Annotated in this window: 9 protein-coding genes; 8 read left to right on the plus strand and 1 reads right to left on the minus strand. The window is 62.7% G+C overall.

Annotated elements, in window-relative coordinates:
* Positions 1 to 4 precede the first annotated feature (4 nt).
* The 3 genes from VLA65_RS17270 to VLA65_RS17280 are packed head-to-tail and all read left to right on the plus strand — an operon-like array spanning position 5 to position 2014.
* Entirely contained in the window at positions 5 to 1267 is a 1263-nt protein-coding gene (locus VLA65_RS17270) for a dihydrolipoamide acetyltransferase family protein (protein WP_332603225.1), read from the plus strand.
* Positions 1268 to 1298: 31 nt separating this feature from the next.
* Positions 1299 to 1751: an aldehyde dehydrogenase family protein gene (locus VLA65_RS17275; RefSeq protein WP_442880320.1), complete on the plus strand. Its 453-nt coding sequence runs from the start codon at positions 1299 to 1301 to the stop codon at positions 1749 to 1751.
* On the plus strand, positions 1748 to 2014 hold the full coding sequence (locus tag VLA65_RS17280) for a hypothetical protein (protein ID WP_332603226.1): 267 nt from the start codon (positions 1748 to 1750) through the stop codon (positions 2012 to 2014). Before VLA65_RS17275 ends, VLA65_RS17280 begins: the two co-directional genes overlap by 4 nt.
* A 55-nt stretch (positions 2015 to 2069) precedes the next feature.
* On the opposite strand, the gene VLA65_RS17285 is transcribed toward VLA65_RS17280, so the two are convergent.
* Positions 2070 to 3575, minus strand: a complete 1506-nt coding sequence (locus VLA65_RS17285; protein WP_332603227.1) for a CoA-acylating methylmalonate-semialdehyde dehydrogenase — start codon at positions 3573 to 3575, stop codon at positions 2070 to 2072.
* Positions 3576 to 4711: 1136 nt separating this feature from the next.
* On the opposite strand from VLA65_RS17285, the gene VLA65_RS17290 reads away from it, so the two are divergent.
* From VLA65_RS17290 to VLA65_RS17310, 5 genes are all read left to right on the plus strand, one after another.
* Complete coding sequence (locus VLA65_RS17290; protein WP_332603228.1) at positions 4712 to 5095, plus strand: hypothetical protein; 384 nt, start codon at positions 4712 to 4714, stop codon at positions 5093 to 5095.
* Positions 5096 to 5327: 232 nt separating this feature from the next.
* Positions 5328 to 5450 (plus strand): hypothetical protein, encoded by a 123-nt coding sequence (locus tag VLA65_RS17295; protein WP_332603229.1) that lies wholly within the window; start codon positions 5328 to 5330, stop codon positions 5448 to 5450.
* A gap of 155 nt (positions 5451 to 5605) precedes the next feature.
* On the plus strand, positions 5606 to 6175 hold the full coding sequence (locus VLA65_RS17300; RefSeq protein WP_332603230.1) for a helix-turn-helix domain-containing protein: 570 nt from the start codon (positions 5606 to 5608) through the stop codon (positions 6173 to 6175).
* A 103-nt stretch (positions 6176 to 6278) separates the two neighbouring features.
* Positions 6279 to 7676: an NAD(P)/FAD-dependent oxidoreductase gene (locus VLA65_RS17305; RefSeq protein WP_332603231.1), complete on the plus strand. Its 1398-nt coding sequence runs from the start codon at positions 6279 to 6281 to the stop codon at positions 7674 to 7676.
* A gap of 114 nt (positions 7677 to 7790) precedes the next feature.
* A partial coding sequence (locus tag VLA65_RS17310) for an aldehyde dehydrogenase family protein (protein ID WP_332603232.1) occupies positions 7791 to 8435 on the plus strand: 645 nt, incomplete at its 3' end.

The following is an 8435-nucleotide window of genomic DNA, read 5'->3' on the forward strand; positions in this document are numbered from 1 at the left end:
ATGAATGCCCGCACTAATGAACATGCCTGAAGTCATGGCCAACGCCCTTGAGGCCACGCTGTCCAGCTGGCTGAAGAAGGAAGGTGAAACCGTTGAAGTTGGAGATGCCATCGCCGAAGTGGAAACCGAGAAAGCGACTGTCGAAATACCGGCCGAACATCACGGCGTCGTTGCCCGGCTGCTGGTGGAGGAAGGAGCAAGCGTCGAAGTCGGCGCACCGATTCTAGTCATCAGGACCTCTGGTGAAACGGACGAGGAAGTAGTCACATTCCTTCGGGACGCTGGAACTCAGACACCGGCCGCCGCGCCCGAGGACAGCGTTGGTGCTAACCCCGTGCTGGTGGCGGAGGTACCTCGACAGGCCGAACGCCGGTTCAGTTCCCCCCTCGCCCGCCGGCTGGCGAGGGAGAACCACGTGGACGTTGCAGTTATACCCGGATCGGGCCCCGGGGGAAGAATCGTTCGGCGCGATGTTCAGCAAGTCATCGCGGGCCGCGCGGACAGCTCCCGGGATTGGACGGCACAAATGGTCCCGGTCCAGCCTACGGCAGCCGACCCTGTTCAGGCAAAGGCCCAGGATGTCCCGACCAGAGTCATTGCCGTTCCCCACACCAAGATGCGAAGGGCCATCTCCCGCCGCCTCACTGAGTCCAAAACTACCGTTCCGCACTTTTACCTCACAGCAGATGTCCGGGTGGACGCACTCCTTACCCTCCGTAAGCAGGTCAACGAATCCGCAACCCGGCGGATTACGGTCAACGACCTCATCGTCAAAGCCGTCGGGCTCGCGCTGCTGGACACCCCGGGAGCCAACTGCACGTGGAGCGACGAAGCCCAGCTCCAGCACACCGCTGCCGATATTTCCGTGGCAATTGCCGTTGACGGCGGGCTGCTGACGCCGGTAGTCCGGTCCGTTGACAGCCAGACGCTCAGCGCAGTCAGCGCAGCGATCGGGGATTTCGTGGAACGTGCAAAGGCCGGGAAGATCCGCCAAGAGGAACTCACCGGTGGAAGTTTCTCCGTCACCAACTTGGGCATGTTTGGCACCCGGCAATTTTCCGCCATCCTCAACCCGCCGCAGTCAGCCATCCTCGCGGTGGGGGCAGCTGAACCACGCGCCGTCGTCGTCGATGGTTCCCTGGCGGTGGCCACCGTGATGACCTGCACTCTTTCGGCTGACCACAGGGTCATCGATGGGGCCGTCGCTGCCCAGTGGATGCAGGCCTTCAAGGCCCGCATCGAAAATCCCTTGACCATCCTCATCTGAAGCCCAGTCCCACATGAATCCGAAGACCCGAATGTCCACACCAGCACTACTGGCCGCTGTGCGCGAAAGCAGCCTTCTGGCTTCTGTTCCCACGCGCCTGTTGATCAACGGTCATTGGCGTACTGCCCTCACCGGGAAAACGTTCGACGTCGAGGATCCCGCCACCGGGGAGGTGCTGGCCAGCGTCGCCGACGCCGGTGCTGAAGATGGTGCTGCGGCCTGGGATGCTGCGGTGGCGGCTCAGGAATCTTGGCGAACGTGCCGCCGCGCCAACGCGGTGAGATTCCTGCGGCGCGCTTTTGAGCCGGTGACGGAGCGTGCGGAGGACTTCGCGCTGCTGATGACCCTGGAATGGGCAAACCGGCTAGCCGAGGCCCGCGGTGAAGTCACGTATGGAGCGGAGTTCCCGCGCTGGTTCTCCGAGGACGCGGTGCGTGCTTTGGGACCTTTCGGTGTCCCCGGATGGGAAGTCGCGCTCGCATGAGTGGCCTGGCGGATGCCCTCGAGGAAGCCACGCGGGCGCTGTGCCGTGCCGCGGGGCTGGGTCGTGCCGTCGTCGCATTCCCTGAACTGTCCGACGGCGGGATGCTGGGTTTGCTGCGCGAAGAGAAGGCAGGGCCGGTGGCCCGCGGGCTGCTGCAGAGGCTGATAGCGCACGATGCCGCCGAACAGACTGAACTGCTGGAGACCGTGCGCGAATGGTTTGCCAACAACTTCGCCGCGGTGCAGTTCCTGGAGGAACGCTAAGGGAGAACACCCGAGGGCTCCCGCCAGGTCTGCCGGGAGCCCTCTGGTGCAACTCTTAGTTCTGGGGGAAGCCGAGGTTGATGCCGCCATGGCTGGGGTCCAACCAGCGGGACGTGATGGCCTTCTCACGGGTGAAGAACTGGAAGCCCTGCAGGCCATACGCCTTGGAGCTGCCGAAGATCGAGTCCTTGAACCCGCCGAAGGAGTAGTAGGCCACGGGAACGGGAATCGGCACGTTGATGCCTACCATGCCCACCTCCACCTCGTTCTGGAAACGGCGGGCAGCTCCGCCGTCGTTGGTGAAGATCGCAGTACCGTTGCCATAGGCGCCGGAATTGATCAGGTTCAGGCCCTCCTCGTAGCTGCGGACACGGACCACGGACAGTACCGGGCCGAAGATTTCCTCCTTGTAGACGCGTGAGGTGACGGGGACGTCGTCGATCAGCGTCGGGCCCAGCCAGAAGCCGTTTTCGTCGCCGTCCACGGTTACGCCGCGGCCATCCACGACCACCTTGGCGCCATCTTCCAAGGCCACATCGATGTAGGCCGCCACCTTGTCACGGTGCTCGCGGGTGACCAGCGGGCCCATGTCGCAGTTCCGGCGACCGTCGCCGATCCGCAGCGTTGCCATCCGCGAGGTAATCTTTTCGAGCAGTTCGTCGGCCACCGGCTCCACGGCGACCACCACGCTGATGGCCATACAGCGTTCGCCGGCCGAACCGAAGCCGGCGTTGATGGCAGCGTCGGCAGTCAGCTCAAGGTCGGCGTCGGGCAGGACCAGCATGTGGTTCTTCGCCCCGCCAAGTGCCTGGACGCGCTTGCCATTCCGCGCCGCGGTCTCGTAGATGTACTGCGCGATCGGGGTGGAACCAACGAAGGAGATGGCTTTGACGTCCGGGTGTTCCAGGAGACCGTCCACCGCTTCCTTGTCGCCGTGGAGAACGTTGAAAACGCCGTCCGGCAGGCCGGCTTCGGTGAACAGCTCAGCGAGCCAGTTCGCCGCCGTCGGGTCCTTCTCGCTCGGCTTCAGGACCACCGTGTTGCCGGCGGCAATGGCGATCGGGAGGAACCACAGCGGCACCATGGCAGGGAAGTTGAACGGGCTGATGATACCCACCACGCCGAGCGGGGACTTGGTGGAGTAGACATCCACACCGCTGGAGACGTTCTCCGAGTGCTCGCCTTTGATCAGGTGCGGGAAGCCCGTGGCGAGTTCCACCACTTCTTGGCCGCGGGTGATTTCACCGAGCGCGTCGGAGACTACCTTGCCGTGCTCAGCGGTGATGATGTTGGCGAGTTCGCCCTTGCGCTCGTTCAGCAGCTCGCGGAAGCGGAAGACGATCTGCTGGCGCTTCGTGATCGACAGATCACGCCAGGCCGGGTACGCCTTCTGCGCAGAGGAGATGGCTGCCTCAATGTCCGCGGCGTTACCGAGTGCCACCCGCTTGGTCTCGATCCCGCGGGCCGGGTCAAAGACGGGAGCAGTGCGGTCTCCGGAGGACGGTGCTTCTTCCCCACCAATCCAGTGGGACAGCACGGGAAGTTCTTGGTTGACTGACACGTTTCTTCTCTCGCTTTCGGGGGTGTTGATCCAGCAATGCCGGAGCGGCCTGTAGCCACGGTACTCGGAAGACAGCCACCAATGACCCGCGACATTTGGCAAGAATCCTGCGGGTGAATCGACATGTGTATATAACAGGGTCTAAGAGATTGGCGCCAAGCGTTACAGCATCACGCGCACGCCAAAGGAGTCTTCATGAAGAGACCCGTGCCCACGACCACTGGCTGGCAGCGGTTCCAGCGGGCCCACTGAATCCGCAGCGCCTCCACATCGGCTGCTGCGGCACCACCAGAACTGCCCGGCGCTGGATCCGTGCAAGGGAGGACGGAACCGGGCCCTTCGAGCAACCTATCGATCCGGCCCAGGTCACCGGTTCTGGGTCCGCCCATTGTGGCTGCGGGATCCAGGGAGTCTGCCGTCCGGGAGCCCTACGGGCCCCACTCGGTCAGGTAGCCAGCCGGACCGACGAACGCACAGATCAGGTGCCGGTCCAGACTCACTGCCATGTTTGGGGGCGCGTGGATCAGACGCCCCGCCGGCTGCCAGGGGACTCCCATCACCAGCGGACCCGCCGGACATCCCTGGCCGGCGTTGAATCCCATCATGTCCGTGTCCGTCAGGATAGCCGTCTTCCCCGTGTTCGGGCTGCGGCCCGGATCCGGTTTCGCGGACAAAATCCGGCCCGCCTTCTAAGCGCTGGTGACGGACCTTGCTGGCATCGGCGACATCGACAGCCCGGATTTCGACGCGCGCCTTTCCGCCAACCACACCCAGCAGAGGTCCGGGTAGCCGCCGTTTGGCGGGCAGGTCGGTTCGGAGTGCCCGCGGAGTTGCTCCACCCGCTGACACACCGGCCAGCCACCGCAGGAACTGTCGTCGCAGCGTTCCCCCGCCATGTCCAAGGACGCCTTGGACAACGCCGGGGACACCGGCTTTATTGCAGCGTCACTGACAGGGATTTCCGGTCGGGGCACGGGTGCCGCCCGCCAGCGGCAGCCATTGAAACGCGGGGCTAGATCGGCTGACATTGTTGCCGTCGCCATTGCTGGCATCCACCAAGAGTTGGCGGGGCATCTTCAGGACCTTGCCACCGTTTCGGCCCGACCGTCCCAGAACGAACTCCAGGTGAATTCTGGGTGAGCGCCTGTCCGTACAGGATCGCCGGGAATTTCACGGTCTGGGAATCCGGAATCACGTGGGTGGACGGCGAGGTCAGCAACGGCGCCCTGATCCGAATCAGGACCGCCGCCGGCGGCCGCCGGACCTTCCGGACGCACGTGGAGCAAATGCCGGGCCAGGTCATGATCTGGAAAACAGGCTTGCTGCCCGGCCTGCTGAGCGCGACCCGCACGTACAGCCTCTCACCACACAACGGACTGACATACCTCCGGGTCAAGGATGACATCCGTGGCCCGCTGCGCAGGTTCGCCGGCGACACCATTCCGTTCTCCCCGCAGGACCTGCACTCCTACACCGCCGCGGTCAGAAGACGCGCCGAACTACTGGACCGGAAGGCATAGGAGCACATCCGCGGCAGGTTATCAGGCAACGTCCTCAAAGTCCGCCCACCTCTGATTTCCAGACCACTGATGCCGAGGAATTATTATCAGCGTTCGCTGAGTAACTTCAAGGCGTCACAGGCACGTAGTGCCCGCTCTAAGGCCTAACGGAATCGCTGTGCACCATGGGGAGGACCGAGGGACGGCACCGCCGCTGTTGCTGCGCAGGAGCTCTGCGTGAAGGTGCCCGTGCGTGAGCCCGGCGAGATACTGCAGCGGGGCCGCCGATCCCGTCACGGAACGGGCCGAGGCCGGGGTGCCATGGCTGCAAGGCCACTGCTTTGACATCAACGCCATCAACGTCGATGAATACTGAGGGGGTTCAATTTACCTCAGAAAACTGAGGTATATTCTAAAAACTATTGTGCGTGACCCTAGTCACGGGTAAATTGGTTGGAAACAGGAGGACAGATGCCAGAGGCTCAACCACAAGATTCGGCTGTACCAGGTGCCGGACCACTGAGTGGATCCATGCACAGCGGGCCGCACAACGATCACGAGTCGGTGGGCCAGCGGTTGCGGCGCCGGCGAAAAGCCAAGCGCATGACGCTCCGGGAAGTAGCAGCGCAAACAGGGCTTGCGGAGGGGTTTATTTCTCAACTTGAGCGGGGCGTGCACTCTGGCAGCGTGCGTACGCTGCAGAAACTCTCAGCGGCCTTAGGTTTGGATGTGGGTGACCTTTTCGAGGAAAGCGTCAACGGCAGCCCGGCCGTTAACCGCTTCGTGGACACGATCGGGTTTTCGTTCGGAGTCAACGCCCGCAAGAGCAGGCTCACGCCAAAGTCCTTCGACCATCTCGAAGTCTTTCTCGGCGTCCTCGAACCATACGGATCGACCGGAGTTGAGCCCTACTCACACGGTGACTCGGAAGAGCTTCTCCTAGTCATAGACGGCGAGGTAGAAGCGACAGTCGGCGACCAGACGTTTCACCTGAGCGCCCTCGATTCCCTGCCCTACTCCAGCAGCAAAGCTCATCGAGTCGCCGAGTCGGCCGGAGAACAAGCGACGGTCCTTTGGGCCATAGCCCCGCCCAGCTACTGAACAAGTAAACACGCTCCCCCAGGCTCCACCCCATCACAGCAAGGGTGACGAGCCTAAACAGTCATACCCAAAATCAAGAATCATTTTTTCGATTGGACCCGCAATGAACCAGTATCGCAATGGCCAGATTTCCCATTGGATGACGCAGGCGGGCGACTCCCTCCCCATATTTCCCCAATTCCGTGGCGGGCTAGCGACTGCAGACCTGGTCGTCGTTGGCGGCGGCCTCACGGGCCTTTGGACAGCCTATTACGCAAAGAAATCCGACTCCAGCCTTAACGTGGTCGTGCTGGAGGCCGAAAACGTAGGTTATGGCGCCTCCGGCAGAAACGGTGGCTGGCTCTCCGCCCTGACACCGGGAAACCGGAAAAAGTTTGCCTCAGCCCCGGGTTCCAGCCGTGAGTCCGCGGTTCGATTTCAGCGGGCGATGCAAGAGACAGTGGACGAGGTCCTGGACATTTGCCGACTGGAGAAGATCGACGCTGACCAGCACAAGGGCGGCAACCTGACGGTCGCGACCACAATGGCCGGGTGGGCCCGTCTTCAATCACGACGAGATACGGACTTGCAGTACGGCCTCGATGAGGGTGAGGTTCAGTTGCTGAGCCGCGACCTGGCAAGTGAGCGTATCAACATTGATGGAACCTGCGGGGCTCTCTTTTATCCCCAGGTAGCCCGCATAGACCCTGCCAAACTCGTCCACGAGCTGGCAGCCGTCGTAGCCAAAATGGGAGTAATCGTCTATGAGCATTCGAAAGTGGAAACGGTGGAACCAGGCAGGGTCAAGACCAAGCTTGGGCAACTCAGTGCGGACCGTGTCGCCATTTGCACTGAAGGATACTCCGGACCGATCGTAGGATCACGGAAGATTATCCCCATCAACTCATCCATGATCGTCACCAAACCCCTCTCCGATACGGACTGGCAGCAGATCGGTTGGAACGGCCTGGAATGCCTCAACGACGCGGCACATACGTTCATCTACGCTCAGCGCACGGACGATGGCCGGATCGCCATCGGCGGACGGGGGGCACCCTATCGGTATGCATCGGGCGTAGGCGGCGCAGGGGAAACACCGCCGCAAACCGTCGGACTTCTGCTCGGCCGGCTACGCACCTTTTTCCCCGGGATAACGTTCGAGGCTGACCATGCCTGGTCCGGCGTCTTGGGTGTAACCCGCGACTGGTGCGCCTCGATTCACTACGACCCCTGGAGCGGAATCAGCTCCGCCATGGGCTATGCAGGCCACGGCGTAACGGCCACAAATCTTGCCGCAAGGACACTGGTTGATCTCATGTCTGAGACAAAGTCAGAGCTCACCACACTCCCATGGGTAGGGTACGACTCCGGTAAATGGGAACCCGAACCCATCCGTTGGTTGGGGGTCCATGCCATGTACCGGCTTTTCGGCGTAGCCGACCGGTGGGAGGAAAGCCTGGGTTCGCACAAGACCTCCCTGCTCGCCAGAGTCGGGAGCCGCCTGGCCGGGCTTCACGAATAGCCTTCCCGGGTCTCACAGCCGCCTCCTATCTGAACACTTTTCCGAACGCTGAAGCTGAACGAACGCGGGTAGTGACTATTCCAACTCGTTCCTAAATGCTCAAGGAGCATGTACGTGACTAATACAGCAAGAAATGAAGAGGAACTGCTGGCCTCTGTTCCCACTGGGCTGCTGATCGACGGCGAGTGGCGTCCGGCCGCTTCCGGGAAGACGTTCGACGTCGAGGACCCCGCCACGGGCAAGGTGCTCCTCAGCATTGCCGACGCGGGCGCCGAAGACGGCAAGGCGGCCCTGGACGCCGCAGCCGCGGCACAGGAATCCTGGGCGAAGGTCCCGCCCCGTGAACGCGGTGAGATCCTCCGCCGTGCCTTCGAACTCGTCACCGAACGGGCCGAGGACTTCGCGCTGCTGATGACCATGGAAATGGGCAAGCCGCTGGCCGAAGCCCGCGGCGAAGTCACCTACGGCGCCGAATTCCTGCGCTGGTTCTCCGAGGAAGCGGTCCGCATCTCCGGCCGCTACTCCGTCTCGCCCGACGGCAAGGACCGCCTGCTGGTGACCAAGAAGCCCGTGGGCCCGTGCCTGCTGATCACACCGTGGAACTTCCCGCTGGCCATGGCCACCCGCAAGATCGCCCCGGCCGTCGCAGCCGGCTGCACCATGGTGCTGAAGTCCGCCAACCTCACACCGCTGACCTCGCAGCTGTTCGCCGCCGTGATGATGGCGGCCGGCCTGCCCGCCGGAGTCCTGAACGTCATC

The sequence above is a fragment of the Arthrobacter sp. S2(2024) genome (genome assembly GCF_036662515.1).
Classification (GTDB): domain Bacteria; phylum Actinomycetota; class Actinomycetes; order Actinomycetales; family Micrococcaceae; genus Arthrobacter.